The 26,284-nt window shown below is 71.8% G+C and carries 24 protein-coding genes and 1 pseudogene; 15 read left to right on the forward strand and 10 right to left on the reverse strand.

Annotated features, from left to right (window positions below; genetic code table 11):
• Positions 1 to 131: 131 nt before the first annotated feature.
• The 4 genes from ACGFMP_RS16925 to ACGFMP_RS16940 all read left to right on the forward strand — a co-directional run bounded on the left by ACGFMP_RS16925 (position 132) and on the right by ACGFMP_RS16940 (position 5,616).
• Positions 132 to 1,106 (forward strand): carbohydrate ABC transporter permease, encoded by a 975-nt coding sequence (locus tag ACGFMP_RS16925; protein WP_393673153.1) that lies wholly within the window; start codon positions 132 to 134, stop codon positions 1,104 to 1,106.
• Entirely contained in the window at positions 1,103 to 1,990 is an 888-nt protein-coding gene (locus ACGFMP_RS16930; RefSeq protein WP_393673154.1) for a carbohydrate ABC transporter permease, read from the forward strand. Before ACGFMP_RS16925 ends, ACGFMP_RS16930 begins: the two co-directional genes overlap by 4 nt.
• Positions 1,991 to 2,089: 99 nt before the next feature.
• The gene (locus ACGFMP_RS16935; protein ID WP_393673155.1) at positions 2,090 to 4,579 is read left to right on the forward strand and encodes a glycoside hydrolase family 2 protein; all 2,490 of its coding nucleotides are present in this window, start codon (positions 2,090 to 2,092) and stop codon (positions 4,577 to 4,579) included.
• A 26-nt stretch (positions 4,580 to 4,605) separates the two neighbouring features.
• Positions 4,606 to 5,616, forward strand: a complete 1,011-nt coding sequence (locus ACGFMP_RS16940; protein WP_393673156.1) for a LacI family DNA-binding transcriptional regulator — start codon at positions 4,606 to 4,608, stop codon at positions 5,614 to 5,616.
• A 109-nt stretch (positions 5,617 to 5,725) separates the two neighbouring features.
• Here the strand turns inward: ACGFMP_RS16940 and ACGFMP_RS16945 are convergent, their stop codons facing one another.
• Positions 5,726 to 6,718: an ROK family protein gene (locus ACGFMP_RS16945; RefSeq protein ID WP_393673157.1), complete on the reverse strand. Its 993-nt coding sequence runs from the start codon at positions 6,716 to 6,718 to the stop codon at positions 5,726 to 5,728.
• Positions 6,719 to 6,885: 167 nt separating this feature from the next.
• A complete protein-coding gene (locus tag ACGFMP_RS16950; protein ID WP_393673158.1) occupies positions 6,886 to 7,587 on the reverse strand; it encodes an alpha/beta fold hydrolase in 702 nt (233 codons plus the stop codon).
• Between the two features lie 324 nt (positions 7,588 to 7,911).
• Here ACGFMP_RS16950 and ACGFMP_RS16955 point away from each other — a divergent pair, with 324 nt between their 5' ends.
• From ACGFMP_RS16955 to ACGFMP_RS16965, 3 genes are all read left to right on the forward strand, one after another.
• Positions 7,912 to 9,522 carry a carboxylesterase/lipase family protein gene (locus ACGFMP_RS16955; protein WP_393673159.1) on the forward strand — a complete coding sequence of 537 codons (1,611 nt, stop codon included), beginning with the start codon at positions 7,912 to 7,914 and terminating at the stop codon, positions 9,520 to 9,522.
• A 95-nt stretch (positions 9,523 to 9,617) separates the two neighbouring features.
• Positions 9,618 to 11,177, forward strand: a complete 1,560-nt coding sequence (locus ACGFMP_RS16960; RefSeq protein WP_393673160.1) for a glycoside hydrolase family 30 beta sandwich domain-containing protein — start codon at positions 9,618 to 9,620, stop codon at positions 11,175 to 11,177.
• A gap of 315 nt (positions 11,178 to 11,492) precedes the next feature.
• Complete coding sequence (locus ACGFMP_RS16965; protein WP_393673161.1) at positions 11,493 to 12,545, forward strand: LacI family DNA-binding transcriptional regulator; 1,053 nt, start codon at positions 11,493 to 11,495, stop codon at positions 12,543 to 12,545.
• A 152-nt stretch (positions 12,546 to 12,697) separates the two neighbouring features.
• On the opposite strand, the pseudogene ACGFMP_RS16970 reads toward ACGFMP_RS16965, so the two are convergent.
• From ACGFMP_RS16970 to ACGFMP_RS16980, 3 genes and pseudogenes are all read right to left on the reverse strand, one after another.
• Positions 12,698 to 13,490: pseudogene (locus ACGFMP_RS16970) on the reverse strand (hypothetical protein).
• A gap of 127 nt (positions 13,491 to 13,617) precedes the next feature.
• A complete protein-coding gene (locus ACGFMP_RS16975) occupies positions 13,618 to 14,652 on the reverse strand; it encodes an NlpC/P60 family protein (protein ID WP_393673162.1) in 1,035 nt (344 codons plus the stop codon).
• Positions 14,653 to 15,141: 489 nt separating this feature from the next.
• Entirely contained in the window at positions 15,142 to 15,564 is a 423-nt protein-coding gene (locus ACGFMP_RS16980) for a hypothetical protein (protein WP_393673163.1), read from the reverse strand.
• Between the two features lie 197 nt (positions 15,565 to 15,761).
• Here ACGFMP_RS16980 and ACGFMP_RS16985 point away from each other — a divergent pair, with 197 nt between their 5' ends.
• Positions 15,762 to 16,310 carry a GNAT family N-acetyltransferase gene (locus ACGFMP_RS16985; protein WP_393673164.1) on the forward strand — a complete coding sequence of 183 codons (549 nt, stop codon included), beginning with the start codon at positions 15,762 to 15,764 and terminating at the stop codon, positions 16,308 to 16,310.
• Between the two features lie 76 nt (positions 16,311 to 16,386).
• Here the strand turns inward: ACGFMP_RS16985 and ACGFMP_RS16990 are convergent, their stop codons facing one another.
• Positions 16,387 to 17,136, reverse strand: coding sequence for a hypothetical protein (locus tag ACGFMP_RS16990; protein WP_393673165.1), 750 nt, complete (start codon positions 17,134 to 17,136; stop codon positions 16,387 to 16,389).
• A gap of 439 nt (positions 17,137 to 17,575) precedes the next feature.
• Between ACGFMP_RS16990 and ACGFMP_RS16995 the strand changes: the two genes are divergently transcribed.
• Positions 17,576 to 17,905 carry a deoxyxylulose-5-phosphate synthase gene (locus ACGFMP_RS16995; protein ID WP_393673166.1) on the forward strand — a complete coding sequence of 110 codons (330 nt, stop codon included), beginning with the start codon at positions 17,576 to 17,578 and terminating at the stop codon, positions 17,903 to 17,905.
• A 24-nt stretch (positions 17,906 to 17,929) separates the two neighbouring features.
• Here the strand turns inward: ACGFMP_RS16995 and ACGFMP_RS17000 are convergent, their stop codons facing one another.
• Complete coding sequence (locus tag ACGFMP_RS17000) at positions 17,930 to 18,916, reverse strand: NAD-dependent epimerase/dehydratase family protein (RefSeq protein ID WP_393673167.1); 987 nt, start codon at positions 18,914 to 18,916, stop codon at positions 17,930 to 17,932.
• Positions 18,917 to 19,053: 137 nt separating this feature from the next.
• Positions 19,054 to 19,791, reverse strand: coding sequence for a TetR/AcrR family transcriptional regulator (locus ACGFMP_RS17005; protein WP_393673168.1), 738 nt, complete (start codon positions 19,789 to 19,791; stop codon positions 19,054 to 19,056).
• A 115-nt stretch (positions 19,792 to 19,906) separates the two neighbouring features.
• On the opposite strand from ACGFMP_RS17005, the gene ACGFMP_RS17010 reads away from it, so the two are divergent.
• The 6 genes from ACGFMP_RS17010 to ACGFMP_RS17035 all read left to right on the forward strand — a co-directional run bounded on the left by ACGFMP_RS17010 (position 19,907) and on the right by ACGFMP_RS17035 (position 24,851).
• Positions 19,907 to 20,506: an NADPH-dependent FMN reductase gene (locus tag ACGFMP_RS17010; protein ID WP_393673169.1), complete on the forward strand. Its 600-nt coding sequence runs from the start codon at positions 19,907 to 19,909 to the stop codon at positions 20,504 to 20,506.
• A 34-nt stretch (positions 20,507 to 20,540) separates the two neighbouring features.
• Positions 20,541 to 22,112: an MDR family MFS transporter gene (locus ACGFMP_RS17015; protein WP_393673170.1), complete on the forward strand. Its 1,572-nt coding sequence runs from the start codon at positions 20,541 to 20,543 to the stop codon at positions 22,110 to 22,112.
• A 363-nt stretch (positions 22,113 to 22,475) separates the two neighbouring features.
• Complete coding sequence (locus tag ACGFMP_RS17020; protein ID WP_393673171.1) at positions 22,476 to 23,171, forward strand: IMP cyclohydrolase; 696 nt, start codon at positions 22,476 to 22,478, stop codon at positions 23,169 to 23,171.
• 167 nt (positions 23,172 to 23,338) lie between these two features.
• The gene (locus ACGFMP_RS17025; protein ID WP_393673172.1) at positions 23,339 to 23,752 is read left to right on the forward strand and encodes a cytidine deaminase; all 414 of its coding nucleotides are present in this window, start codon (positions 23,339 to 23,341) and stop codon (positions 23,750 to 23,752) included.
• A gap of 170 nt (positions 23,753 to 23,922) precedes the next feature.
• Complete coding sequence (locus tag ACGFMP_RS17030; protein WP_393673173.1) at positions 23,923 to 24,543, forward strand: hypothetical protein; 621 nt, start codon at positions 23,923 to 23,925, stop codon at positions 24,541 to 24,543.
• A 56-nt stretch (positions 24,544 to 24,599) separates the two neighbouring features.
• Positions 24,600 to 24,851 (forward strand): hypothetical protein, encoded by a 252-nt coding sequence (locus ACGFMP_RS17035; RefSeq protein WP_393673174.1) that lies wholly within the window; start codon positions 24,600 to 24,602, stop codon positions 24,849 to 24,851.
• 309 nt (positions 24,852 to 25,160) lie between these two features.
• Here the strand turns inward: ACGFMP_RS17035 and ACGFMP_RS17040 are convergent, their stop codons facing one another.
• Together ACGFMP_RS17040 and ACGFMP_RS17045 are read right to left on the reverse strand one after the other, a co-directional pair.
• A complete protein-coding gene (locus ACGFMP_RS17040; RefSeq protein WP_393673175.1) occupies positions 25,161 to 25,415 on the reverse strand; it encodes a hypothetical protein in 255 nt (84 codons plus the stop codon).
• A gap of 241 nt (positions 25,416 to 25,656) precedes the next feature.
• Positions 25,657 to 26,235 (reverse strand): O-methyltransferase, encoded by a 579-nt coding sequence (locus tag ACGFMP_RS17045; protein ID WP_393673176.1) that lies wholly within the window; start codon positions 26,233 to 26,235, stop codon positions 25,657 to 25,659.
• Positions 26,236 to 26,284 lie beyond the last annotated feature (49 nt).

Here is a 26,284-nt window from a genome sequence, read left to right on the forward strand (position 1 = left end):
AGCGGCCGCACCCGGGCGCGGGCCCGTACCGCTCGCGCCGTGCACGGCTCGTCCGAGGCGGAACCCCCTCCTCGCACGGCACTCTCACACACCTGCCGCCTCTGCCGAGCGGCGACCGGAAGAAGGACCACATGAGCGCACCGCGGACCGCGGGCCGCATCCGCTCCGCCCGCACCCTGCCGCCGCCGGACCCGGCCCGCTCCCCGCAGGGGCGGTCGCGCCGCGGCCCTTCCCCGCGCCGCAAGGCAGGCGCCTGGTGGTTCACCCCCTGGCTGTACCTGCTGGCGCCGCTCGTCCTGCTGGTGGCGTTCACCTGGCTGCCCGTGGTGGACATGTTCTCGTACAGCTTCACCGACTGGGACGGGATCAGCCCCACCCGCAACTGGGTCGGACTGTCCAACTACACCGACCTGTTCACCCGGCCCCAGCTGTTCCAGGTGTTCTGGGTCAGCCTGTTCTACCTCGGGGCGTCGGTCGTGCAGATCTGCGCGGCGCTGTACTTCGCCACCGTCCTCAGCTTCGACACCCGGCTGCGAAACCTGTTCAAGGGCATCCTGTTCTTCCCCTACCTCATCAACGGGGTCGCCGTCGGCTTCGTGTTCCTGTACTTCTTCCAGCCCGGCGGCACCCTCGACACCGTGCTGCACTGGTTCGGGCTCGGCCCGCACCTGTGGCTGGGCAATCCGCACCTGGTCAACACCTCGCTGGCCGGTGTGTCGGTGTGGCGGTTCATGGGCCTGAACATGGTCCTGTTCCTCGGCGCCATCCAGTCCATACCGCCGCAGCTGTACGAGGCCGCCGCGCTGGACGGTGCCAGCCGCTGGCAGCAGTTCCGCTACGTCATCGCCCCGAGCATCCGGCCGATCATCAGCCTCAGCGTGATCCTGGCGATCTCCGGGTCGCTGTCGGTTTTCGAGATCCCGTTCATCATGACCGGCGGCTCCAACAACAGCGAGACCTTCGTCATCCAGACGATCAAGCTCGCCTTCAACTTCAACAAGACCGGACTCGCCTCGGCCGCCGCGGTGGTGCTGCTGGCGATCGTCCTGCTGGTGACCTGGGTGCAGCGCCTGCTGTTTCCCGACGAGAGGGTGGAACAGTCATGACGGTGCTCACCGGCCCGGCCATCGTCCGGGCGCCGCGGTCCGGGGGCCGGTCGACGCCGGTCCGCAACCGGGTCGCCGTACTCCTGAAGTACCTCTCGCTCGTCCTGGCGTGCGCGGTCGTCCTGGTCCCGCTGGCCGCGGTGCTGCTCACCTCACTGCGGACCGGCAAGGAGATGGCCGACGGCGGGGCGCTGGCCGCGCCGCACGACTGGTTCAACCTCCACAACTACGCGGTCGCGTTCACCGACGGACACATGCTCCGCGCCCTGTGGAACACCTCGTTCATCCTGGTGTTCTCCGTGGCAGGCACGGTGCTGATCGGCTCGATGACCGCCTACGCGGTCGACCGCTTCCACTTCCGGTTCAGGAAGCTGGTGGTGACGCTGTTCCTGATCGCGTCGCTCGTCCCGAGCGTGACCACCCAGGTCGCCACCTACCAGATCGTCAGCAGCCTCGGCGTGATGGACACCCGCTGGGCACCGGTCCTGCTCTACATGGGCACCGACATCGTGTCCATCTACATCTTCCTGCAGTTCATCCGGTCCATCCCGATCTCGCTGGACGAGGCGGCCCGGCTCGACGGCGCGAACTCCTTCACCATCTACTGGCGCATCATCCTGCCGCTGCTGAAGCCCGCCATGGCCACGGTGGTGATCGTCAAGGGCGTCGCCATCTACAACGACTTCTACATCCCCTTCCTCTACATGCCGGACGACAACCTCGGCACCGTCTCCACCTCGCTCTTCCGCTTCAAAGGCCCCTACGGCGCCCACTGGGAGGTCATCTCCGCGGGTGCCGCGCTGGTCATCGTGCCCAGCATGGTCGTCTTCCTGCTCCTGCAGCGCTTCATCTACAACGGCTTCGCCTCCGGCGCCACGAAGTAGTCCCCGGTGGGGGACCGCGGCCGGCCGCACCCCGCCCGCCGTCCCCGCCGACTGCTCCTCCCCTCTACTGCCGAGCCCTACGGGGCCCAAGGAGATCGCATGAAGGTCAGCACGCCGCTCACCCGCGGCTGGACCCTGCGCCTGGACACCTCCAGGCACCACCCCGCGAACGCGCCCGACGGCCTGGCCGGCCGGCCCGTGGCCGCGACGGTTCCCGGCTGCGTGCACACCGATCTGCTGACCGCGGGCCTGATCCCCGACCCCTTCCTGGACCGCAACGAGACCGAAGTGGCCTGGGTGGGCCGGGCCGACTGGACGTACTCCACGGTCCTCCCCGCAGGCGACGGCGGGCACGAGCGCACCGATCTGGTCTTCGACGGCCTCGACACCGTGGCCGAGATCCGCCTCGGCGGCAGCGTGCTGGGCCGCACCCGCAACATGCACCGCTCTTTCCGCTTCGACGTCACGGAAGCGTTGGGCGCAGAACCCACCCCGCTCACCGTGGCGTTCACCTCCGCCTACGAGGAGGCTGAGCGGCTGCGGGCGCTGCTCGGCGACCGGCCGGGACCGTACACCGAGCCCTTCCAGTTCATCCGCAAGATGGCCTGCTCCTTCGGCTGGGACTGGGGGCCCACCCTGGTCACCGCCGGCCTCTGGCGGCAGCCGCGCCTCGAACACTGGTCGACCGCCCGGCTGGCGGAAGTCCGTCCCGAGGTGACGGTCGGCGCGGACGGCTCCGGAATCGTTTCCGTCCACGTGGCCGTGGAACGTGCCGCGAGCGGGGCCGGCCGCGCGGTACGCATCGCCCTCGGCGTGGCCGGCACCGAGGTGCACGCCGAACTTCCTGCCGGCCGCGACCGGTTGACCGTCCGGGCAGAGGTGCCCGGCGTCGAACGGTGGTGGCCCCGAGGCTACGGCGAGCAGGCCTTGTACGCCGTCACCGTCACCGCGGCCGACGACACGGGAGAGCCGCTCGACACATGGGAGCGGGCCGTCGGCTTCCGCACCGTGGAACTCGACACCACCGCCGACGAGCACGGCAGCGCCTTCACCCTGGTGGTGAACGGGCAACCGCTGTTCGCCCGCGGTGTCAACTGGATCCCCGACGACGTCTTCCCCTCCCGCATCACGCGCGAGCGCTACCGGCGCCGCCTGGAGCAGGCCGCGGCGGCGGGCGTCGACCTGGTGCGGGTGTGGGGAGGCGGCATCTACGAGAGCGAGGACTTCTACGACACCTGCGACGAGCTGGGCCTGCTGGTCTGGCAGGACTTCCCCTTCGCCTGCGCCGCCTACCCGGAGGAGGAGCCGCTGCGCTCGGAGGTCGAGGCCGAGGCCCGCGAGAACATCGTCCGGCTCATGCCGCACCCGTCGCTGGTCATCTGGAACGGCAACAACGAGAACCTGTGGGGCTTCCGCGACTGGGACTGGGAGGCCGCCCTTGCCGGTGCCACCTGGGGCGAGGGCTACTACCTCGACCTGCTGCCCCGCATCGTCGCCGAGACCGACCCCACCCGGCCGTACTGGGCGGGCAGCCCCTGGTCGGGCTCGCGGGACCTGCACCCCAACGACCCCGGCCACGGCACCGCCCATTCCTGGGAGGTGTGGAACCGGCTCGACTACTCCGCGTACCTCGACGACGTCCCCCGCTTCGTCGCCGAGTTCGGCTGGCAGGCCCCACCCGCCCACGCCACCCTGCGGCGCGCCCTCGGTGACCACCCGCTGACTCTCGACGCCCCCGGGATGCTGCACCATCAGAAAGCCGAGGACGGCAACGGCAAGCTGGAGCGCGGCCTGGCCCACCACTTCGCCCGGCCGGCCGACTTCGACACCTGGCACTACCTGACCCAGGTCAACCAGGCCAGAGCCGTCGCCACCGGCGTCGAGCACTGGCGGTCGCACTGGCCGCGCTGTGCGGGAGCGGTCCTGTGGCAGCTCAACGACTGCTGGCCGGTGACCTCCTGGGCGGCCGTCGACGGCGACGGCCGCGAGAAACCCCTCTACCACGAGCTCAAGCGGCTCTACGCCGACCGCCTGCTGACCTTCCAGAACCGCGAAGGACGCCTCGTCCTCGTCGCGGTCAACCAGAGCGGCGAACCCTGGAATACGCGGGCCCTGGTCCGCCGGGCCGACGCCCGCGGCGGGCCGGGAACCGAGACGCACCTCCCCGTGCAGGTGGCCGCGCGCTCCGTGGCCGTGATCGGCCTGCCCGAGCAGGCGGCGCCGCCTGCCGGCTCCCGGCACGAATTCCTCGTAGCCGACGCGGACGGGCTGCGCGCGGTGCACTTCCCCGTCCCCGACCACGCGTTCGCCTACCCGGTCGCCGAGATGACCACCCAGGTCACCCCGGCCGCCGGCGGCGCGCGGGTGACGGTCACCGCGCACACCCTGGTGCGCGACCTGCTGCTCCAGCCGGACCGCCTGCATCCGGACGCCCGCACCGACCGGGGCCTGGTGACGCTGCTGCCGGGCGAGAGCGCCGACTTCGCCGTCAGCGGCTGGGACGGCGAGCGGCCGGAGGTGCTGCGGGCCGCACTGCGCTGCGTCAACGCCTCCGGCGCCGTGGACCCGGTCGCCGACCCGGTGCGGTGACCGATCCCGCCGCGAGAGCCACCCCCGTGCGGCGCGCGACGATAAGGGACGTCGCACGCCGCGCGGGGGTTTCCGCCGCGGCCGTGTCGCTGGCCTTCAGCGGCAAGGCGGGCGTGTCGCCGGTGACGCGCCGGCGGATCGCGTCGGCCGCTGCCGACCTCGACTGGCACCCCAGCCCCGTCGCCAGCGCCCTGGCGGGCAGCGCCGCGACGCACGGCGGGACGGTCGCACTGGCGGTCGATGCCGGGGGGAGGGGACGGCCGCGTCCCTGGGAGGACGACTTCCTCGCCGGCGCGCTGGGGGAGCTGGCGCGGGCCGGGCGTAACGCGCTCACGGCGCACGGGCAGCAGGGGCACAGCGCACCGGCCGCGCTGCGGAGCCGGTGGCAGGCCGGGCAGATCTGCGGGGCGGTCCTGCTGGACGAAGGAGCGCACGTCGAGACGGCCACGGCGCTGGCCGCCTCCGGTATCCCGGCGGTGGCGGCCGCCCCGGCGCGCCCCGGCCCGTGCGCCGTCACCACCGTGTGGTGGGACGACCGGACGGCCGCCGAGACCACGCTCGCGTACCTGGCCGCCCTGGGGCACCGCAGATGCGGCTACGTCGCCGACCAGGCGGTGCACGGGCGCCTCCGAGCACTCCGGGACGCTGCCGCACACCGGATCGAACTCGCGGAACCGTCCGGCGCCGCGGGCGACCGCGTGGTCGAGGCCGCGCACGCCACCCGGCTGTTGCTGTCGGACCCGCGCCCGCCCACCGTCGTCATCTACGACACCGCTTTCGGCGCCGCCGCGGGCCTGTGCGTCGCCCGCGAGATGGCGGTCGAGGTCCCGCGGTCGCTGAGCGTCCTGGCCTGGCAGGACTCCGTGCTGTGCACCCTCGCCCGGCCGCGGATCACCGCGATGGCCGGTGGGATGACGGGCCTGGGCGGCCATGCGGTGCGGGTGCTGCTCGCCCTCCTCGAAGGCCGGGAGGCACCGCTGCCGGGCGGCGCGGAGCGCCATGCCGTCCCCCGGGAGAGCGTGGCCCCGAGGAGGTGACACCGGGACGGCGGCGGGGGCGCACACCTGCACGGTGACCGCGAACGCAGCGCCCGCCGGTGGCCAGGGCCACACGCTCCCGTGCGACCACCGTCCCCCCGGTGCCCCGCTATCGGGCGGCCTCGACGGAATGCAGGTCGGAGGCGATCAGGGCGGCTCCGATCAGGCCCGCGTCGGCACGCAGGGCGGCCACCTCCACGCGGACTCCGGCGGCGAAGGGCAGCACGGCGTAGGACGCCAGATGCCGGCGCAGCGGAGGGAAGAGGACGTCGTGGGCCTCGGCGACACCGCCGCCGATGACGGCCACCTCGATCTCCACCAGTGTGGCGACTGCGGCGATGGCCGCGGCCAGAGCCCGCGCGGAGGTGTCGAAGGCGGCAAGGGCCACGGGGTCGCCGGCGCGGGCGTCGGCCGCGAGCGTGGCCCCGTCGGGCGCTCCCGAGGGCCGCCAGCCGTCCCGCAGGGCACGCCGGGTCAGCGCCGTGCCGCTGGCCAACTGCTCGACGCAGCCGCGGGATCCGCACACGCAGGGGTCACCGAGCAGGTCCACGGTGATGTGCCCGAGGTGGCCGGCATTCCCGGTGGGCCCGTTGCGCACGGCGCCGTCCATGACCAGGCCTGCGCCCACTCCGGTGGAGACCACCATGCACAGTGCGTCCCGGCAGCCGCGGGCGGCCCCGAGCCGGTGCTCGGCCGCCGTCATCGCGACCGCGTCGCCGCACAGCGCCACCGCGAGCCCGGCCGTCTGCGGCAGGCCCCGCACCCGGTCGACCAGCGGGAAGTCCCGCCAGCCGGCGATGTTGACCGGGCTCACCCGGCCCCGTGCGATGTCGACGGGACCCGCGCTGGCGATGCCCAGCCCGGCCACGCGCCCCCACTGCGGAAGCGCCGCCAGCTGTTCGAGCACTGCCCGGACGGCCATGAACACCTCTTCCGGGCCGCCGCCCGGCGGGGTTCCGTGCTGGGCCCGGTGGAGGATGGTGCCCCGGGCGTCGAGCACGGCCCCGGCGATCTTGGTGCCGCCGATGTCGAGGGCGGCCAGCAGCCGGTCAGGCCCGGGCAGTCGGGAGGCGCGTGAAGTCTGTGGAGTGCTGAGGACCATGACTGTTTCTCCATCCGGAGGGGAGTGCGGGGGCGAGAGGCGGTACGGCAGCCCGAAGGCTTCCGGGATGAGAACCGTGCGCCGGTCGCGGGACCCGGCGGGCCCGTGCGGCGCCATGCGTCGGCGAGCCGGACACCAGGACCGGGCGGCATCGGTGATGCACCGTTTTAGATCCAGCCGGAGAGCGCGGCCATGAACCCGGGGAAGTCGTCGCGGTGGATCGAGTGTCCCGCGCCGGGCACCGTCCGCAGGATGAAACCCCGTGCCCTCAGCTGCTCCTGCCGGGCGGCCGGCACCCGCTCGCTGGGGTCGGCGAGGAGCACAAGCGACGGCGTCGGCGCCGACACCGGCAGCCCGGGCGGCGGTTCCAGCACCGCCAGCGTATCGGGGTCCCACGACTCCAGGCACCGGACCTCGTCGTCCACGGCCTCGTCCTCCCAGTGCGGGTTGGCCGCGCGGATCTCCGTACGCGTGGCCTGCTTGTAGGCGCGCGACGGGCCCAGGTCGTGCCGTTCCGTGCGCCAGGCGGGATCGCTGTAGACGGCCCGACCGACCGTCAGGCCGCGGCTGATCGCCCGTTCCAGCACCATCGCGCCCAGCGAGTGGCCGATCGCCAGGTCCGCGCCGCCCGGACAGGCGGCCGCCACGGAGCCTGCCATGAGATCCAGATCGTAGCGGCAGTCGCCGTCAGGCCCTGCCGCACGCGGACTTCGCCCGTGGCCCGGCAGGTCCACCCCGAGCACGCGGTAGCCCCGATCGGCCAGCGCGGGACCGACTCGGCGCCAGGTGCGGTGGTCGGCCATCATGCCGTGGACCAGCAGCGCCGCCCGGTCGCCGCCGGCCCCCCAGGTGTGTGCGGACAGCTGCATCGTCGTCGTCTCCCGGTGTCGTGGACGGCAGGCCGGGCGGCAGCGCCCGAAGCTGTTTTCTCGAACGTTTTATAGACGCAAAGCCGGTGTGGCGTCTACCTTGAACCGCAGACCGGCCGGAGGCGGCCGGAAACGTTGTACACCCGCGACGTGCAGGCCGCCCGACCCGCCACGCCCCCGGGCGCGCACCCGCGGGGGAGCGGACCGGCACGGGAAGGACCGGCCGCGCACCCGGCGAACGCCCGGACGGCCGGCACGCCGGCCCCCTCGGACGGGCCGCGACCGACGGCGACAGGCTCCCGCAACCAGTCGAGGAGACGACACGTGCTCACAGCATTCCACCGCAGAACCACCGGACGCATGGCCGGCGCACTCCTGGCCGTCGCGGCGGCACTGGCGGCGACCCTCACCGCGGCACCGGGCGCCGCCGCGCGGGCCACGGCCAGGCCATCCACGGCCGGCGCGCCGCACGTACGCACCCAGCAGGGCCTGCTGGCGGGCCGCCAGGCGGCGTGGGGCGTGGACTTCTTCGGCCGCGTCCCCTACGCCGCCGCGCCGGTCGGAGACCTGCGCTGGCGTCCGCCGCAGCCCGCACACGTCTGGCAGGGCGTGCGGGACGCGTCGGAGCCGAGCCCGGCGTGCCCGCAGACGGAGAACGGCAACGGCCCCCGCTCGCAGAGCGAGGACTGCCTGTACCTCGACGTCTGGCGCCCCGACACCCCGGCGGCCCGCGCCGGCCGCGCGCCCGTGCTGTACTGGATCTTCGGCGGAGGGGGCATCAACGGCTCCGGCAGCCAGTACCAGGCCGCCGCCCTGGCCGCGGAGACGGGCGCCGTCGTGGTGACGGTCAATCACCGGCTGGGCTGGCTCGGCTTCCTGGCGCTGCCGTCACTCGGCAGCGAAGCGCCCGACGGCATGTCGGGGCAGTACGGGCTCATGGACCAGATCGCCGGCCTGCGCTGGCTGCGGTCCAACGCGGCGGCCTTCGGCGGCGACCCCCGCCAGGTGACGGTGGCCGGGCAGTCGGCGGGCGGCCGCGCCGTGTGCCGGCTGCTGGCGGCACCTCCCGCGCAGGGCCTGTTCGCCCGCGCGGTCATCGAGAGCGGCGCCTGCGACGCGCAGCCCATGGGCCAGGCCCTGGAATCCGGCAACGCACTCGCCGCGGCGGAAGGGTGCGGCGACACCGCGACCGCCGCCGCCTGCCTGCGTGGCAGGAGCGTCAGCGATCTCCTCGACCGCCCCGGCGCACCTGGCACCCCGACCATCGGCGGGACCACCCTGCCGCTGGACCCCCGGCAGGCGATCACCGCGGGCCGCTTCGCCCACGTGCCCGTCCTGGTCGGCAACACCCATGACGAGAACCGCCCCTACCCGGGCATCGCCCAGCCCGCGACCGAGGACTCGCTGACCGCCTGGGTACGGACTTCCCACCCGCAACTCGCCAACCAGATCCTGGCCCTGTACTCCGGCATGGCCCCGGCCGACGCGGCAGGAGCGATCGCCTCCGACCCCGACCGGGTGTGCAGGGCCTGGACGATCGAGAACGCCCTGGCGCCCAGGACCCCCACCTACGCCTACGAGTTCGCGGACTTCACCGCGCCGGCCGAGGCCGTGACCCCGGGCTTCGCCTGGGGCGCCTACCACACCACCGAGCTGGAGTACCTGTTCGACTTCACCCGCACCGACGGGTCGCAGAAGTTCCTGACCGGCCTGAACACCTGGCAGGAGCGGCTGGCGCGGGCCATGCGCGACCAGTGGGGCGCTTTCATCGCCACCGGACGCCCCGACCCGCGACAGGGCCCCTGGCCCGCCTACCGCCAGGACAGCCCCGAGGTGATGCAGTTCCGCCTGCCGCACTCCGGGCTCACCGCCGGCTTCGTCGCGGACCACCACTGCGACTTCTGGAACGCCCACGGCCTGATCCACCTCCAGTGACACCCGGGGCGGGCCGCCGGCGCAGCGGCCCGCCCCGGTCGCCGCACCCCGCACGGGCAGTTCCGCCCGCGTCCCCCGACTCACCTTGGAGCGACATGAAGCACCCTGGTGCCGAGAACTCCGCAGCCACGACCGCACGGTCCGCAGGCTGCCCCGGGCGACCCGGCAGATCCGCACGCAGCCGCGCGGCCCTCCTGGCCGCCGGCCTCGCCCTGCTGACCGCCTTCGCCACCACCCAGGCCGGCACCGCCGCGGCCTCCGGAGCCCCGGACCGCACCGCCTCCGCAGGCGTCCGGCAGTGGGTCTCCGACGCCCACACCACCGGCCCACAACCGGACAGCCCGACCGCGGTCACCACCACCCCCGCCCCCGCCGACACCACCGTCCACGTCGACCCGGGCCTCCGGTTCCAGCAGCTGACCGGATTCGGCGCCTCCATCACGGACTCCTCGGCCACGGTGATGTACCGGCTGGACAAGCAGCACCGCGACGCCCTGATGACCCGGCTGTTCTCCCCGCGGCAGGGCATCGGGCTGAGCATGCTGCGCCAGCCGATCGGCGCCTCGGACTTCGCGACCCGCGACTACACCTTCGACGACGTCCCGGCGGGACAGACCGACTACAGCCTCGAGCACTTCTCCGTCGCCCACGACACCGGGCAGATCCTGCCGCTGCTCCGGCAGGCCAGGGCGCTCAACCCGCGGCTGCAGATCGTCGCCAGCCCGTGGAGCCCTCCGGCCTGGATGAAGACCGGAGACTCGATGATCGACGGCAAGCTCATCGACTCACCGAGGATCTACGACGCCTACGCCCGCTACCTCGTGAAGTTCGTCCAGGCCTACGCGGCGGCCGGTGTTCCGGTGGACTACCTCACCGTCCAGAACGAGCCCCAGGCACTGCTGCGCACCGACTACCCCGGCACCGACCTGCCCGTCGCACAGGAGGCAAAGGTCATCGAGCGGCTGGGGCCGGCCCTGAAGGCGGCCGGCCTGCGCACGAAGATCCTCGGCTTCGACCACAACTGGGCCGAGCACCCCTTCGACGTGCAGTCCCACGTGGACGCCGGTGAGGACCCCGAGCCGGACTACCCCTTCGACCTGCTCGAATCGCCTGCCGCCAGGTGGATCTCCGGCACCGCCTACCACTGCTACTACGGCGACCCCGGCGCCCAGACCGCACTCAAGGCCTCCCACCCCGGCAAGGACATCTTCGAGACCGAGTGCAGCGGCGGCGGTATCACCCGCACCATCGGCGCGATGAACAACTGGGCCCGCAGCATGATCTTCTGGAATCTCGCGCTGGACGAGAACCACGGCCCGCACACCGGCGGCTGCACCGGCTGCGACGGCACCGTCAGCGTCGATTCCACGACCGGTGCGGTCACCTACACCGGCAACTACTACACCCTCGCGCACTTCTCCCGGTTCGTGCGCCCCGGCGCCGTCCGTATCGCGTCGGGAGTCGCCGCCGCCCAGGGCGACCCCAGCCCGCTGCAGGCGTCGGCGTTCACCAACCCCGACGGCAGCACCGCCCTGGTCGTCTACAACCCCAGCACCACGGCGGCGCACACCACGGCCATCACCGCACCCGGCATCGACGTCACCACCAGCGTCGCCCCCGGGGCCACCGTCACCTACACCTGGGGCGGCCGCTGACCCGAACACGGCGACCGACCCGGGTGAGTCCCGGGCCGGTCGGCGCGCGGGCGGCACCGACACCCCCGGATCAGCGCTGGCGGCCCGGGGGCGCGGACGGCCATACGGACCCCTCCATAAAACGGTGCAGTAGCGTGTTCATACCGCGCGAGCCGCCCCCGCCGGGCCCTACCACGGGAACATGGTGCTCCCCCCGGGCAGAGGCTATTGTGAGGGATGCCGTATCGGTCCAGCAGGATGGGGGAGCGCGGGTACTCGCGCGCTCTACCGGGCCCGGCCCGGTATTCCAGCAACGACCTGAAGGTGGACATCCTGGTGGCTCGCACGACAGCGTCGGGGGAGGGCCGCAAGGCCACGATCAAGGACGTGGCCAAGCTCGCCGGGGTCTCGCCCTCGGCCGTCACCATCGCGGTCCACGACAAGCCGGGCGTCTCCTCCAAGACCAAGGAGCGCATCCTGCAGGCCGCCCGTGAGCTGGGCTGGAGCCCGAACCAGGCGGCCCAGTCCCTGTCCGGGCGATCAGTGCACACCATCGGTCTCGCCATCGCCCGGCCGGCCCGGATGCTGGGCCTCGAACCCTTCTACATGGAGTTCATCTCCGGGATCGAGAGCGTGCTCTCGCGGCACTCGTGCTCGCTGCTGCTGCGCCTGGTGGAGCCAGAGGAGGAGATCGAGGTCCAGCGCGGGTGGTGGCAGGGCAACCGGATCAACGGCTCCGTGCTGGTCGACCTGCGGATCGACGACCCGCGCATCCCGGTACTGTCGGGCATCGGCCTGCCGGCCGTAGCCGTCGGGCACCCGTCGCTGGCCGGGCCCTTCACCTCGGTGTGGACCGATGACGCTGCGGCGACCGCGGAAGCCGTGCAGTACCTGGCCGCGCTCGGCCACCGCAGGATCGCCCGGGTGAGCGGACCCGAGGAACTCGGGCACAGCGCCATCCGCACCAAGGCGTTCACCGAGACCGCCGGCCAACTCGGCCTGACCGCACGGACGGTGGTCGCGGACTTCTCAGCCGACCAGGGCAGCAGGGCCTGCCGCTCGCTGCTGCTGTCGCCGGAGCGGCCCACGGCGATCGTCTTCGACAACGACCTGATGGCGGTCACCGCGCTGGGCGTGATCGCCGAGTTCGGCCTGTCGGTACCCCAGGACCTGTCCGTGCTGGCCTGGGACGACTCCCAGCTGTGCCAGCTCACCCGGCCCACGCTCTCGGCCATGCAGCACGACATCTTCTCCTTCGGCGCGGACGTGACCGAGACCCTCTTCGACGTGATGATGCGCCGCGAGGCGGTCTCCCACGCCGCCCAGGTCCCCAGCCTGGTCCCGCGCGGATCGACGGCCCCGCCGCCGCAGGCGGACCGGCGCCACTGAGGGTCCTTCCACCGCGGCCCGCCGGACGACTTCCGGCGCCGGCTGCGGTTCCCGGGTTCCTGCCGCCGGTGTGGCACCGGCGCGGACGTTCGAACGTCAGGACGTCCGGGCTTCCGGGGCCCCGGTGAGCGGGTGGAGCGGGCGGGGCGCGCTCATCGCCGGTGCACCAGATCCGACATCACGTCAGGCGGCAGGGACGGATTGGCTGCCGCCGCCTCCGCCACCTCCCCGTCCGGGTCGGCGAGCAGCCTCACGACGACGGGCGGCGGAAGCGCCGGGTGCCCGGCGGCCAGAGCTCTCGCGCGCTTGTCGGCCAGACAGGCGAGCAGCGCCGACGCTGTCGCCGCGCGATGGCGGGCGACCTCACGGAAGACCCGCAGGACCGGTGGTGCGTGTCGGACCAGGTCCTCCAGCAGTGCGGCCGGTGCGTCCGGGTTGGCCGCCACCCTGGCCAGGACGCGGACCGGGAGAAGCGGCGGCGACACGGGGCAGCAGGGTGGAGCCGATCCCGGCCGCCGCCACGCCAGGAGTGGTCCACAAGGCGAGCTCCGCGACGACGCGGACATCCGGGTCAGCCGCGAGCCTGTCCACCACGTCGGACGGAAGGCCTGGGCAGGCCGCCAGCCTCTCGCGACGCTCACGGACCGGATCCGCCGCCAGAAGGCGCGCCCACTCATGAGGCCCCGCACCGCGGTCGAGCAGGGCGAGGGCGGCGTCAGGCCAGACCGCTGGATCGACGTCTGCGGCGGTCAGCCGGCCTTCGTAGGCGAGCTGCGCCGCGCTGTCGCCGACCCGCTCGGCCAGCGCGACGGCCTGAGAGCGGGAGAGGTCCGGGCGACCGGCGAGGCCCGTGGCGAGGTCGTCGTCCGCCACGGAGATCAGCAGGTCGACCAGCTCGGACGGCAAGCCCGGATTGGCGGCAAGACCGCGTAGGTGGTGACGCACAGAGGCATCTTCCCCGGTGCGCGGGAATTGAGCCCGCGATTTCCTGGAGCGACCGACCGGCGGGACCCTCACACGGCAGACGATGCGCTGCCGTCGACCACGTTCCGGCGGATACCGTCCGCGACGCTCAGATCCGTACCCCGAACTGGAAGGGCATGTTGCCGATCGACTCGTAGCGCACGAAGGCGCCGGGCTTGGGGGCGTGCAGCACCATGCCGTCGCCCGCGTACAGGCCGACGTGGTGGTGGTCGCCGTAGAAGATGACCAGGTCGCCGACCTGAAGCTGGGACATGGTCAGGTGGCGGCCGAAGTTCGCCTGGTCGGCCGCCGTCCTGGGGATCTTGACCCCGGCCTGCCTGTAGGCCCACGAGGTGAGCCCGGAGCAGTCGAAGGAGTCGGGGCCGTTGTGGCTCCAGGCGTACGGGTCGTTCAGCTTGGTCTGCGCAGCGGCGTAGGCTGCGGCGGCGCGGCCGGTGGCGGAGGTGCCGCCCATCGGCGCGCGCTCGGTGGAGCGGTTCGCGCGGGCTTCGTCCTGGGATATCTGGGCGCGCTGCGCGGCGGTGAGCGAGTTGAGGATCGCCTGCGCCTGGGAGAGCTTGTTCTTGGTCTCGGCCTTGCGGTTGCCCAACTCGGTCCTGGTGGATTCGAGTTCGGTGAGCTTGGCGGTGGCCTCCGCCCGTTCCTGGTCCAGGGTGCGCTTGGCGTCCTGGAGTTGCTGGAGCGCGCTGCTCTGGATCGAGCTGACCTGGTTGAGCGCGGAGGCCTGGTCCAGGTAGGTGTCCGGGTTGGACGACAGGAAGAGCTGGAGCGACGGGTCGATTCCGCCGGTCCTGTACTGGGAGGCCGCGATGCTCCCCAGGCTGTCCCGCAGGGTGTTCAGGTGCGCCTGCTGCTTCGCGACCTGGTCCTGGAGGGTGCCCGCCTCGGTCTGGAGCGACTTCAGCTTCTCGTTGGCCGCGTCGTACTTCTCACTTGCCTGCTCCGCCTGCGTGTAGAGCGCGTCCACTTGGGCCTTGGCGTCCTTGACCGAGGTGGGCTTGCCGGGCTTGGCGGGGGCGGCGTTGGCCGCCTGGGCGGAGAGCGCCACCGCGGCTGCTGCCGCGGCGGTGAGCACGGTCACGCGCGTACGGCTTGCGGGCTTGGGACGACGGTGGGACGCCACGAAGGCGAGCTCCTTCTTCCTTTACCGCCTACCGGTCGACCACTGGCGGGCGGCCCCCAACGCACCATCCGGATTGGATGATCGACTGCGCGGAGGTTCGAGGCTCTGACCTTAGTGACCTTTCCGTGACCAGTCCAAATCCTTGAAGGCAAAATCTCGACCGGTCCGCGTTCTCTTTTTCACACGTTCTACGTGCGGTGATCGCCGCGCGACGCTGAGTACGAGCGCGGAAACCGGCCACGGACCGTGACCCCCTTCCGGCCTCACCCTCTCCGCCGTCAAACTCCGCCGCGGGCGGGCGCCTTCCTCGAAAGGCCCCGCGGCAGGCATGCGAGCGTTCGGCTACGCCGGGCGGGCTGACACCGGCAGAACGCCTGGCAGCCCCCGGCACCGTCGTGTTCCACGACATGCGCGAGCTGCCGGCCCACATCGCCGGATAGGCGTCACGCAGGCAAGGGTCCTTGGCGCCGTCCGTCCGGTGTGGCCGGTTCAGTCGGCGGTGACGCCCCAGTACCCGATCTGGACGGGTCTGCCCTCCTCGTAGAGCACGGTGCAGTTGCCGCAGGCTCGTTCGGGATAGTCCAGCCGGTCGGTGCTCAGGGCATCGAGCCACTCGGCCCTCGTCGGCCGGCCGCTCGGGCACCAGGCCCGGATCTCGGTCTCGGTCAGGGGGCGCATGAAAGGACCCCACTCGCTGTGCGTGGCGTCGACCACGCGGATCTGATCGAGGACGCCTGCCGTACCCCCCGTCATGATGTACTCCTGCCACTCCTCGTCCTGCCACAGCTCGTCCATCGTCAGACCGTCGAAGCCGTGGTTGTCCTTGGCCAGTTCCTCCTCCTGCGCTTGACGGAACGCCGCCGCAAGATCCTGCTGATACGGACCCGTGCTGGTCCACCCGTCGCCGCCCATGTCGGGTAGCCTCCGTTCGCGATTGCCGATCGAGAGCCGTAGCGTAAGGCGGGCCACTGACACCCGCTGACGGCAGTCGCCCGCGGTCCGCTCCGTCGACGTGTCCCGGTTCCGTCGCAGGCCGCACTCGCCGCCGCCGACCGAGATCATCCTGCTGGTGGATCACTCGGCCGCCGGACCTGCCGTAGCGTTCCGCCATGCCCACGATGTCGTCACGGGTCGAACTGCGCCCGCTCACCCTTTCCGACCAGGACGAATTCTGCATGCTGGTGCGGGCCAGCGCGGAGCTGCACGGTCCATGGATGCAACTTCCGTCGACCGCGGACGAGTTCCAGGCCTGGATGCGCCGCTTCGACGACGCCGGCAACCTGGGCTTCCTGATCCGTGTCCGGGAGACCGGCGAAGCCGCCGGCATGGTCAACATCAACTCCGTCATCCGGGGCCGCTACCAGGGCGCGTCCCTCGGCTACGCGGCCTTCGCCCCTTCCGCAGGGCGGGGTTACATGACCGACGGGCTCACCGCCACGCTCCGGCACGCCTTCACCGACCTGCGGCTCCACCGGCTCGAGGCCAGCATCCAGCCCGCGAACAAGGCATCCCTGGCGCTGGTCCGGCGGCTGGGCTTCCGCTACGAAGGGGTGTCACCCGCTTGTCTCTACATCGACGGGGAGTGGCGGGACCACGAACGCTGGTCCATCACCGCACCGAGCCCCTGGACGCCCGACCCCTCCCTCCCCGACGTCTGAGCCGCACGGCACCGCTCCTCGATCGTGCCGGTGCCGGTGCCGGCACCGGTGCCGGCACAGTGGCCGTGGGCGCGGGCTACGAGCCGATGGCGTGGAAGTGGAACCCGTGGTCGGTGGAGGCGCCGTCGTCGTCGGTGGTGTGGAGCCACATCTCCCTGGTGTCGACGTCGACGACGTAGACGGAGTCCCGTCCGTAGGTGCCGCCCCAGATGGTCGCGGTCACCGTGGGCGGGGCGGTGAACTCGTGTTGGAAACGGACACGGTAGTAGCCGCAGGAGGTCTTCTCGCTGAGGAAGTCCCCGCTGCCGCCGTAGTTCTTGCCGTCGCCGCCGACCTTGCCGTAGACGATGCTCGCTCCGGCGAGGGTCGGACCGCGCTTGGGCGAACCGGGGTCGGGGGTGCCGCCGGTCCTGACGAGGTGCACGTGCTGGCCGCAGTCGTCGCGCAGCCAGATCCTCCGGCTGTCACCGGTGGACACCGGGTACGGGTTGCCGAACTTGTGCTCGCCGATGCCGGGGTTGACGGTGGCCCAGGCGCGTTCGAGACACCAGCCGTCCGAACCGGTGAACCGGATGTAGACGGGGTGGCGGTCGAGGTCGGCGGTGTCCAGCTGCGGCCTGCGCGGGTCGTTGACGTCCGGGGCCAGGACGTCGCCGTCCTCCCCGAAGGTGAAGATGTCGGTGGCGGCCGGCTCGAAGTCGTCGTCCGAGCCGGCCAGGACGAACTCCCGGCCGGCGATGCCCAGGTAGGCGCGGCCGTTCGCGGGGCGCGCGTCGGTCGCGTCCGCGGTCACGACCGTGGCGACGATCTTGGTGATGTCCGTCATGGTGGCAGGCTCTTTTCCTCGATGGGTGACCGCCGGTGCGGATCCGCGCTCGGGCGGCCCCGAGGGAAAGCGGTGCGAGCCGGGCACGCGAGGTCGTCACGCGCCCTCGCAGGCAAGCCGCCTCAAGGACACAGCCACTCTTGCGGTCCGGACGATCCGCTGTGGAGAGGGCTAAACATCGCCATCGTTATGTTACTTAACGTATTCCCACCATCACGCTGAATAACCGGCAGGGTGGGGTCAATACCTCCCCGCAGTCGCGCCCCGCGCACAACCCACCGCGCCCCACTGCCCTGAACTCCCCTCCGACTCCCCACTTCGACGGGTTTACCCACCGACGGAGCGGAGCGGGCGCAGCCTGCGTGCCATCGGCTGTGTGCGGTGCTCCGCGCGCACAATCCGATGGTCGGCAGCCCATGACAGCCTTAGGCTGCCGGGCGTGGCCCACGCGAAGACCTCTTACGTCTGCCTGCCTTGCCGGCTCTCCTTCAAGCAGCCCTACGACAGGACGAGGCAGCGCATCTGCCCGCACTGTGCGGAGCCGATGATCCACGCCGGTTCTGCGTTCGCCACGCCCCGGCGGCGGGACGTCGACGCGTGGCGGACCCTCACGGTGCTGCTCAACGCCGGTGTGGGCTTCCACAAGAGCTGCTGCGGTGGACCTGGCTACCGCCCTCGCACCCTGCGAGAGGTGCGCGAGCGGATGGCGCACGCGCGACGCAGCGGCCTGCCGATCGCGACGGCGCTCACGCTGCGAGAGCTGCCGTGAGCGAGGGCGCTTCCCCGTACCGCCTCACCCCAGGGCGTCCAGCAGTTCACGTTCGCGCTCGCGGCTGAGACCCGCCCGGCGCGGCCGGTCAAGACCCTGTTCCCGCTCCCAGTGCAGGGTGTCCGCCAGCAGCTCCGCCCTGGGCCGGTGCCGCAGGCCGGCGGCGGCCGCCGCGGAACCGCTGCGGGCGCTGAAACCGGCCCAGTCCGGGTCGGCCATCCACATCGCGAGCGACTCCGGGCCCATGAACTCCTCCACCTTCTGCCCGAGCAGCCAGTCGGCGGCGGCCTCCACCACCGGTCCGGTGTGTCCGCCGATCTCCCGCGACAGCGCGACCCACTCGGCGAAGGGCACGATCGGGCCGACCGCGTCGAAGATTCCGGTCGTCCCCTTCTCCGCGCTGTCGAGCAGCCACGCCGCGAGGTCCCGCACGTCGACCGCCTGCGTCACCACACCCGGTGAGGCCGGCACCAGCAGCGGCGCCAGCGGCTCCCGCGCCGCACGGCCGACCCAGTACCCGGTGCGGCCGGTGTGGTCGCCGGGACCGCCGATCAGTCCGGCCCGCGCGATGAGCAGCCGGTCGCCCACCGCGGCCGACGAGGCCTCCTCGCAGGCGACCTTGGCCTCCCCGTACTCCCCGGAGTCGACCTCGTCCCGCCCGGTCGCCTGAAGCAGCTCCGCCGACTCGTCCGCGCCCGGCCGCGCATGCGAGGCGTACGCGCTGACCGAGGACACGTAGGACCAGTGGGCCGCCCGTCCACCCAGCGCCGCCAGTGCCCCGCGGACGAACCCCGGCTGCCACGACACCTCGACCACGGCGTCCCAGTCACGGTCCGCCAGGCCGTCGTAGGCCGACGGGTCGCGCCGGTCCGCCGCGACGAGTGCCGCGCCCTCCGCCACATCACCGCTCTCGCCGCGGGCAAGGCACGTCACCCGGTGCCCGCGCCCCACTGCCTGCCGCGACACCTCGCGGCCCACCCACGCTGTCCCGCCCAGTACCAGGATCTCCATCCGTCCACCAAAGCACGGACCGCGAGGCGGCGGGCCCTTGCTTCGCCGAGGGCGTAGCCGTCCACGACCGGCCGCCGGAGCGCGCCGCGCCGATCGGCAGGGCTCAGGCGGCAGGGTGAGGCGGGCCGTCCCTCGTCTCAGATGCCCATACGGGCGGCGATGCCGTCGAGGACGCAGTCCAGTCCGGTCTCGAACTGCCACTGCGGTTCGTCCTTGCGGGTGGCGTGGTGGATGTAGTGCTGGTAGGCGGGGTAGCGGCCGGTGTTCATGAGCCAAGTCATCCGGGGGGCCAAGCCGGTGCGGGTCTCGTGCCCGCTCGACCATCCCTGCTCGTGCATGAGCCGCAGCAGCCCCAGTTCGGCCGCGACGGCGCCGTCCACGTACGCGGTGACGGTGCGGAAGACCGCCATCATCGTGTCCGCGTCCATCCCGAGGCCGTCCAGGGCGCCCAGCACGCGCTCCGGTACAGCCAGCTGGTTCGGCGTCAGCACCAGCACGGACGTCTGCGTCATCCAGGGGTGCTCCAGCAGCATGGTCCGCTTGCACAGGGCGAGCGAGCGCATGGCGGTACGCCAGTCGGCTGCGGTGTCGGGGAGAGGGAGCTCGCCGTAGACGAAGTCGGCCATCAGCTCGATGAGTTCGTCCTTGCCCTGCACGTAGCGGTAGGCGGCCATGGGCCCCACGCCCAGTTCGGTCGCCAGGCGCCGCATGGTGACGGCCTCGATCCCCTCCGAGTCGGCGACGCCGACTGCCGCCTCGGCGATCCGCCGCGCGGTGAGCGTCGCCCTCGGTGCCGGCGCCGGGCGTTCGAGCCGCTCCCACAGTGAGGACTGCTCCGCGGCCCCGCTCGCTGTCTGCCTCTCTTTGGCGGGCATGTGCGCCGGCTCCCTCCGTCGATTGCTGGTGTACATCGTATCAGTGTTAGACAACGTACACACCACTGTGTACGTTGTACGCTGAGGATACGTTGTACGCACCGAGGGGGTTTCCATGACGGGCACAGACACGAGCCGTCTTCAGATCGCGGTCATCACCGGCAGCACCAGGGACGGCCGGTTCGGACCGGTCGTGACCGACTGGCTGCTCGACCACATCGCCCAGCGGGCCGACATGACCGCCGATCACATCGATCCGGCCGAGACCCCGCTGCCCGCGGTCCTGCCGGCCTTCGGCCGGCCCCTGCCCGAAGGAGCCCCGGAACTCCTGGCGCGGGTCTCACCGCGGCTGGCGGCGGCCGACGCCTTCGTGATCGTCACACCCGAGTACAACCACAGCTTCCCGGCCTCGCTGAAGATCCTCCTGGACTGGCACAACACGCAGTGGCACGCCAAGCCGGTCGGCTTCGTCTCCTACGGCGGCCTGTCCGGCGGACTGCGCGCCGTCGAGCATCTGCGCGTCGTCCTGGCGGAACTGCACGCCGTGACCATCCGCAACACCGTCAGCTTCCACAACTGCGGTGAAAGGTTCGACGCCGAGGGCAGGACGAAGGACCCGGCGGCCGATGGTGCCGCCAAGTCCATGCTCGACCAGCTGGCCTGGTGGGCCCGTGCCCTCATCGACGCCAAGCGCGTCCACCCCTACGCCGTCTGACACCCGCCCCAAGCGGCTCCGGAAGGGAGCAGTCGTGAAAAACCTCGCCGGACATGCGACCGGCAGCCAAGGCCTGTCCCGTACGGGCGTCTTCGGTCTCATGCTGGGCATCTTCCTTGCCACCCTGGACGGGCAGATCGTCAGCACCGCCCTGCCCACCATCGTGGGCGACCTCGGTGGCCTCGACCACCTCTCGTGGGTGGTGACGTCCTACCTGCTCACCGCCGCGGCGGCCACCCCGATGTGGGGCAAGATCGGCGACCTGTTCGGCCGGAAGGGCGCCTATCTCTCCGCGGTGGCGCTTTTCCTGACCGGATCCGTCCTGTCCGGGCTCGCGCGGGACATGGGTCAGCTCATCGCCTTCCGCGCCTTGCAGGGGCTGGGCGCCGGCGGGCTGATGGTGGGGGCGTTGTCGGTCATCGGCGTGCTGGTTCCCGCGCGGGACCGGGGCCGCACGCAGTCGACGATCGCGACGATGCTCCCCGTCGCGTTCGTCGGCGGTCCGCTGCTGGGCGGATTCCTCACCGACCACCTCAGCTGGCGTTGGGCGTTCTACGTGAACGTGCCGATCGGCCTGGCCGCGCTGCTGGCCGCAGGCAAGGGAGTGCGGCTGCGCACGACCAGGACCGCCGCCCGCGTGGACTACCTCGGCGCGGGCCTGCTCACCGTCGCCATCGTGGTGCTCACCCTCCTCGGCAGCTGGGGCGGCAGCCATGACGCATGGACATCACCGCGGATCCTCACCCTCGAGGTGGCCGCCGCGGTGTCCCTGGCCTGGTTCGTCCGCGTGGAGCGGCGGGCCGCGGAGCCGGTCATCCCACCCCGGCTCTTCCGCAGCCGCAACTTCGCCCTGGCGCAGTTCGTCAGCTTCCTCGTCGGCGCCGTCCTGCTCGCGGTGGTCAACTACCTGCCGCAGTACATGCAGTTCGTCCAGGGCGCGTCCTCCACGGCCAGCGGCATGCTCCTCCTGCCCCTGATGCTCGGCATGCTCGGGGCGCAACTGGGCACCGGCCGGATCATGGACCGGGGTCCGGGGAGCCGTACCGTCGCCGCCATCGGCGGGGCCGCCACGGTCACCGGGACCTTCCTGCTGCTGCTCCTCGGCACGCACACCACGACCGCGGCCGCCTCGGCGCTGACCCTGCTCGCCGGCCTCGGTATCGGCGTCCTCATGCAGAGCACCCTGCTCACCACGATGAACAGCGCCCCGCCCCGCGACATGGGCGCCGCCACCGGAACGGTCACCCTCGTCCGCATGATCGGCGGCTCGCTGGGCGTCGCGGTGCTCGGCGCGGTCTACGCGAACCGGATGAAGAGCGTGCTGGCAGCGCGGCTCGGCGGCGACGCCAGGGACCGGCCGGCCGTCGGAGAGCTGACACCGGCGTCGCTGCGGACGATGTCCGCCCCGGTTCGCGACGCCGTCCGGGAGGCCGTCACCAGCGGCCTGCACGGTGTGCTCGCCGGCTCCGTCATCCTGTCAGCGGTGGCGTTCGGCACCGCCTGGCTCGTACGCAACACCCCCCCGCGCCCCCGGCCGTCGGTGCAGGAGACCCCCGCGAGCACAGGCACCGACCTCGCCGCACGCAGCCCGGTCGACCTGTCCTGACCACCGTCACCGGCCCGCGGCCCGTGTCACTCGCCTGTCTTGCCGTCGATCAGCTCACGGGCGATGTCGGGGTGACCGACGTGCCAGGTAGCCCAGGAGCAGTTCATGCGCATCGGAGACGTCGGCCGCCGGGCCGTCGAGGAGCGCGGGAATCCGTGCCGGAGGCTGGTTCATCCCGCGAACCCAGCGCGGCCCGCGGACAGCCGAGACCCCGTCCGAGCCGGCGGCCGATCGGGTCGACCTGGTCCGTCGACGGTTGGCGCCGCCCGCCGTGAACACCCCGGCCGCGCCGATGCGGTTGGATGGCAGCGGCAGAGCAGTGCGCGCCACGTGATCGGTCGGCGACAGGAGAGGTGCGGCCCGGTGGACCAGGTACGCGAGGTCGTGGGGAAGAACCGGTATCCGGGGCGCGGCGTGGTCTGGGCGCGGACTCTCGACGGAGCCCTGTGCGGTGGATACTTCCTCACCGGGCGGAGCGCCGCGTCCCGAGCCCGCGCACTGCGCCGCGGCGACGGGGAACTGATCGTCTCGCCGACCGCCGCGTCGGACCATGACCCGCTGCGGCACTACGTGGCGGCCCGCGAGAAGGACGAGTGGCTCGTCTTCGGCAACGGCGAGCAGGTCGCTGAAGTGTGCGACCGCTTGCAGCGGAAGGCAAGTCCGGCAGTGGCGTTGGGAGATCTGGAGTACGAGCCCGACCCGCCGATCTTCACGCCGCGCATCACGGTGGTGGCCGGCCTTCCTGCCGGTCGCCAGGCGTGGTTCGCAGCCGCACGCCGAAGTCGCGGCGGCAGGACGGCCGCCGACGTCCTCACTGTCACCGTGCGGGACCTCGAACCGGGGGACGCCGTGTTGATGACGACCTACAGCTCCGACGGCCACCGCGTGATGACAGGTGAGCCGTTCCTGGAGGCCAGGACCGAGGCCGTCGGCAAGAAGGAGCTTTCGGACGAGCTCTGGGATTCTCTGGCCCCGGAGTTCCGCGTGGCCCTTGCCGTCTTCGAGGTGGGACGGCTGGCCGAAGCCGTCGTCCGCCACGAGCCGTCCGCCCACGGCTGATCAGCCCGCTCCTCGGCCGTGCCGAATCCGCCTGCCGCAAAGAGCGGTCCGGCACGATCCGCCGCTGCCGCCGCGTCATCCGCCGGAAGCGGCAACCGCCGATACTCACTTGCGCGCCATGGCGGACTCGGGAAAACGTCGCCTGAGACCCGACGGAGGCAGAGAAGATGACCACACAAGCCCACCACGTCGACCACGAACTCATCCAGGCCGCGGCCCATGTCGCGTGCACTCGCTGCCGGGGCGACAACCACACCATGGCGGCCGCGGCCCGTGCCCGCGACGGCCGGATCATCACCGCGGTGAACGCCTACCACTTCACCGGCGGCCCCTGCGCCGAACTGGTCCTCATCGGCACCGCGGCTGCCCAGGGCGCCTACGAACTGGACACGATCGTCGCCGTGGGCGACCGCGACCGGGGGGTCGTCCCACCTTGCGGCCGGTGCCGGCAAGTCCTCCTGGACTACTTCCCCGACGTCGACGTCATCGTCGGCAATGACGACCGCGTCCGATCCGTCCCCATTGCGGAGCTGCTCCCCGAAGGCTACGTCTGGGCCGACCACCAACTCGACGCCGAGTAGGCCGCGTCCCCTGGCCCACTCACCGCGGCTATCGTGCCTTCCTGGAGGACGAGGTGGTCCGCGCCGCGGTCGCCGGCATGTCGCACCGTAGTGGGGGATCGCCGGCCGTCCGCCGTCGGATCCGTCGGCCTCCCGGAGCCGGCGGTGTCGTACTGGGGAGGGGCAGCGGCATGAGTACGTCCTGCTGGTGGGCGGTTGGGGCACTCGGTGACGAGGAGGTGGCACGGATCGCCCGGGTGGCGCTGCCCGTGATCAAGGAGATGGGGGAGCGGGCATCGGCACGGGAGGCCTGGTCGCGCTGGGAGAGGGACGCGGCGCGTGGTGGCGGTGCGGTGCAGGTCTGGCGGCCCGACGGCTACAACACCGATGAAGCGCACCACCTGGACGACATGCTGAACGCATCGCCTTTCGACGCCCTGGAGAACTCGCGGGAACTCCACGTCATGCGACTGTGGGAGAGTTTCGACGAGTCCGTCGAGCCCTTCTTGGCCTCGGTGCGCAAGGACAATCCGGTGACCGCGCTGTTCCATGGGCTGGGCCCGAAGCGAGCCGGGGTGCTGCCCGGCTGGGCGGGCGACGCGGTCCTGACCGCAGCCGAGGTGCGCAGGCATCTGGACGCCGTCGAGTCCGTGCTCGCACTTCCCGCCGCCGAGCGCGAGCAGGTCCTCGACCGCATCGACGACTGGCCGGGCCACAAGGATTCCGCCGACATCCTCGATCAGCCGTTGCGGGTGTGGAGACACGCCGCCTCGGCAGGCCTGGGACTGCTGTCCTCCCGCATCTGGTACTGACCGGCCTGCGCGCCCTGGTCTCCGGCGCCGCGGCTGACCAATCAGGACGGTGGACGTTGCCGGGTTTCGCAGCCGATGAGGCCGATGCCGAGCCTCTGGCCGCCCGACTCGCCGCCTGCCTGGCCCCGTCGGGCGGTTGGTACGTCAACGACGACACGACGGCCGAGGCGTTCGTGGTCTTCGCCGACAAGGTCTTCCGTTATCCGACTGGCCGGCCCGAAGGCCGTCGGGAGGCGGAGGCCCACGCCCGTTCCGCCGGCGTACCGGAGTCGCAATTGGACTGGCAGGACGAACGGTCGGGCCGTTGAACGAACCTCACGGGGTGCTGCGCGGGATCTTCAGTCCACACGGCCGCCGCGTCCCCATGCACGGGGGCGCGACCGGGCTCGGTGAGACGGCGCGACGGAGGAACCGCGGAAGAAGAAGAGCTGCGTCATCCGGCAGCCGAGCGGGCCCGAGTGAGGCCGAGCGAGGCCGCCCCGACCCCTGCCTGCGGGTGGGTGTCCTTGACGCTTTCGCTCACCGGCCGGACCCCGATGGCTCGGGGTCCGGCCGGTGAGGATTCATGGAGGCTGCCGGCCGGGATCATCCGGACTGGCGGCCTTCACGAGGTGTTGTCAGAACGCGTAGCTGTTGCAGCCCGCGGAGGAGCCGACCTGGGTCGCCTGGGCGCCCGGGTTGCCCTCGCCGTTGAGGATGTTGCCCGCGAGGCCGTTCAGCACCCCGACCTCACCGAGGACATCGGCGTTCAGGTCGTGGCTCTGGCACTGCGCCTGCTGCCGGACACCGGCGTCAGCGGTGGCGATGGTGGCCGTGCCCAGGACAGCAACGGCAGCCAGCGCGGCGGCGGCCATAGCGCTACGAATACGCATTGGTTTACCTCTCGTGTGTGTGTTGATGACACTGAGTAGTGATGTATCACGCTCCGCAGGCAACTACCGCGCGCATTTGCCCGGATTTCTTGAGCCGGAGGCGGCATTCACCCGATAGGCGGACACCCCGTGGCCTGCCCGCTCACCGGCTCGCAGCCGCAGCCGTGGCGAGCCTCCTGGTTGCCGACCGACGCACCTCGGGTTCGTCATCCGGCTTCGGCTCGGCCCGGCGGAGTCCGGCCTAGAGGGTCTTGACCGCCATCAGCAGCCCGCTGGCCCAAGCCATGCGAACGGAGCGGAAGTCGCCTCGCCCTTCCACTTCGCCGAGCAGGCGCTTGACGGAAGCCTTGTGGCTCTCCGGCCAGTCCGGCTGGGGCAGCAGGTCATCGATCAGGTAGGTCCCGCCAGGGGCCACGAGTTCCAAAGCCCGTTCCAGGTGGGTGAACTTACCGGGCCACGTGTCCGCGAACACCAGGTCGAACGGTTCCCCGTCGTAGTCGTCCAGCCATTCCCCGCCGTCTCCGGCCACGAAGGTCACCCGTGGATCGGAACCCAGCTGCTCGCGGGCCACGGTCTGGACCGCGATGTCGAGTTCGACGCTGATCAGACGGGCGGCATCGTCCATGCCGCTGAGCAGCCAGGCTGTCCCTTCGCCCACACCCGTACCGAGTTCGAGAACGCGGCCACCGGGCCGGGCGGCGGCAAGCACCGCCAGCAGGCCGCCGGTTCGCGCGTCACACGACATGGTGAAGCCCGACCGGCCTGCCGCAGCGCGCAGTCCGGGCACGGTGGCCGGGAATACGCTGGGGGTGTCGTCCATCCGATGATGATATTTGCGATCCGTCCAGGGCCGCGTCTCCCAGCGAATG

It is taken from the genome of Streptomyces sp. NPDC049040 (genome assembly GCF_043197715.1).
Classification (GTDB): Bacteria; Actinomycetota; Actinomycetes; order Streptomycetales; family Streptomycetaceae; genus Actinacidiphila.

Bases quoted from the DNA above. Each gene is read 5' to 3' on its own strand.
- ACGFMP_RS16925 (WP_393673153.1), top strand. From the start codon at position 132: ATGAGCGCACCGCGGACCGCGGGCCGCATCCGCTCCGCCCGCACCCTG.
- ACGFMP_RS16930 (WP_393673154.1), top strand. From the start codon at position 1,103: ATGACGGTGCTCACCGGCCCGGCCATCGTCCGGGCGCCGCGGTCCGGG.
- ACGFMP_RS16935 (WP_393673155.1), top strand. From the start codon at position 2,090: ATGAAGGTCAGCACGCCGCTCACCCGCGGCTGGACCCTGCGCCTGGAC.
- ACGFMP_RS16945 (WP_393673157.1), bottom strand. From the start codon at position 6,718: ATGGTCCTCAGCACTCCACAGACTTCACGCGCCTCCCGACTGCCCGGG.
- ACGFMP_RS16950 (WP_393673158.1), bottom strand. From the start codon at position 7,587: ATGCAGCTGTCCGCACACACCTGGGGGGCCGGCGGCGACCGGGCGGCG.
- ACGFMP_RS16960 (WP_393673160.1), top strand. From the start codon at position 9,618: ATGAAGCACCCTGGTGCCGAGAACTCCGCAGCCACGACCGCACGGTCC.
- ACGFMP_RS16980 (WP_393673163.1), bottom strand. From the start codon at position 15,564: ATGGGCGGCGACGGGTGGACCAGCACGGGTCCGTATCAGCAGGATCTT.
- ACGFMP_RS16985 (WP_393673164.1), top strand. From the start codon at position 15,762: ATGCCCACGATGTCGTCACGGGTCGAACTGCGCCCGCTCACCCTTTCC.
- ACGFMP_RS16990 (WP_393673165.1), bottom strand. From the start codon at position 17,136: ATGACGGACATCACCAAGATCGTCGCCACGGTCGTGACCGCGGACGCG.
- ACGFMP_RS17000 (WP_393673167.1), bottom strand. From the start codon at position 18,916: ATGGAGATCCTGGTACTGGGCGGGACAGCGTGGGTGGGCCGCGAGGTG.
- ACGFMP_RS17005 (WP_393673168.1), bottom strand. From the start codon at position 19,791: ATGCCCGCCAAAGAGAGGCAGACAGCGAGCGGGGCCGCGGAGCAGTCC.
- ACGFMP_RS17010 (WP_393673169.1), top strand. From the start codon at position 19,907: ATGACGGGCACAGACACGAGCCGTCTTCAGATCGCGGTCATCACCGGC.
- ACGFMP_RS17025 (WP_393673172.1), top strand. From the start codon at position 23,339: ATGACCACACAAGCCCACCACGTCGACCACGAACTCATCCAGGCCGCG.
- ACGFMP_RS17030 (WP_393673173.1), top strand. From the start codon at position 23,923: ATGAGTACGTCCTGCTGGTGGGCGGTTGGGGCACTCGGTGACGAGGAG.
- ACGFMP_RS17040 (WP_393673175.1), bottom strand. From the start codon at position 25,415: ATGCGTATTCGTAGCGCTATGGCCGCCGCCGCGCTGGCTGCCGTTGCT.
- ACGFMP_RS17045 (WP_393673176.1), bottom strand. From the start codon at position 26,235: ATGGACGACACCCCCAGCGTATTCCCGGCCACCGTGCCCGGACTGCGC.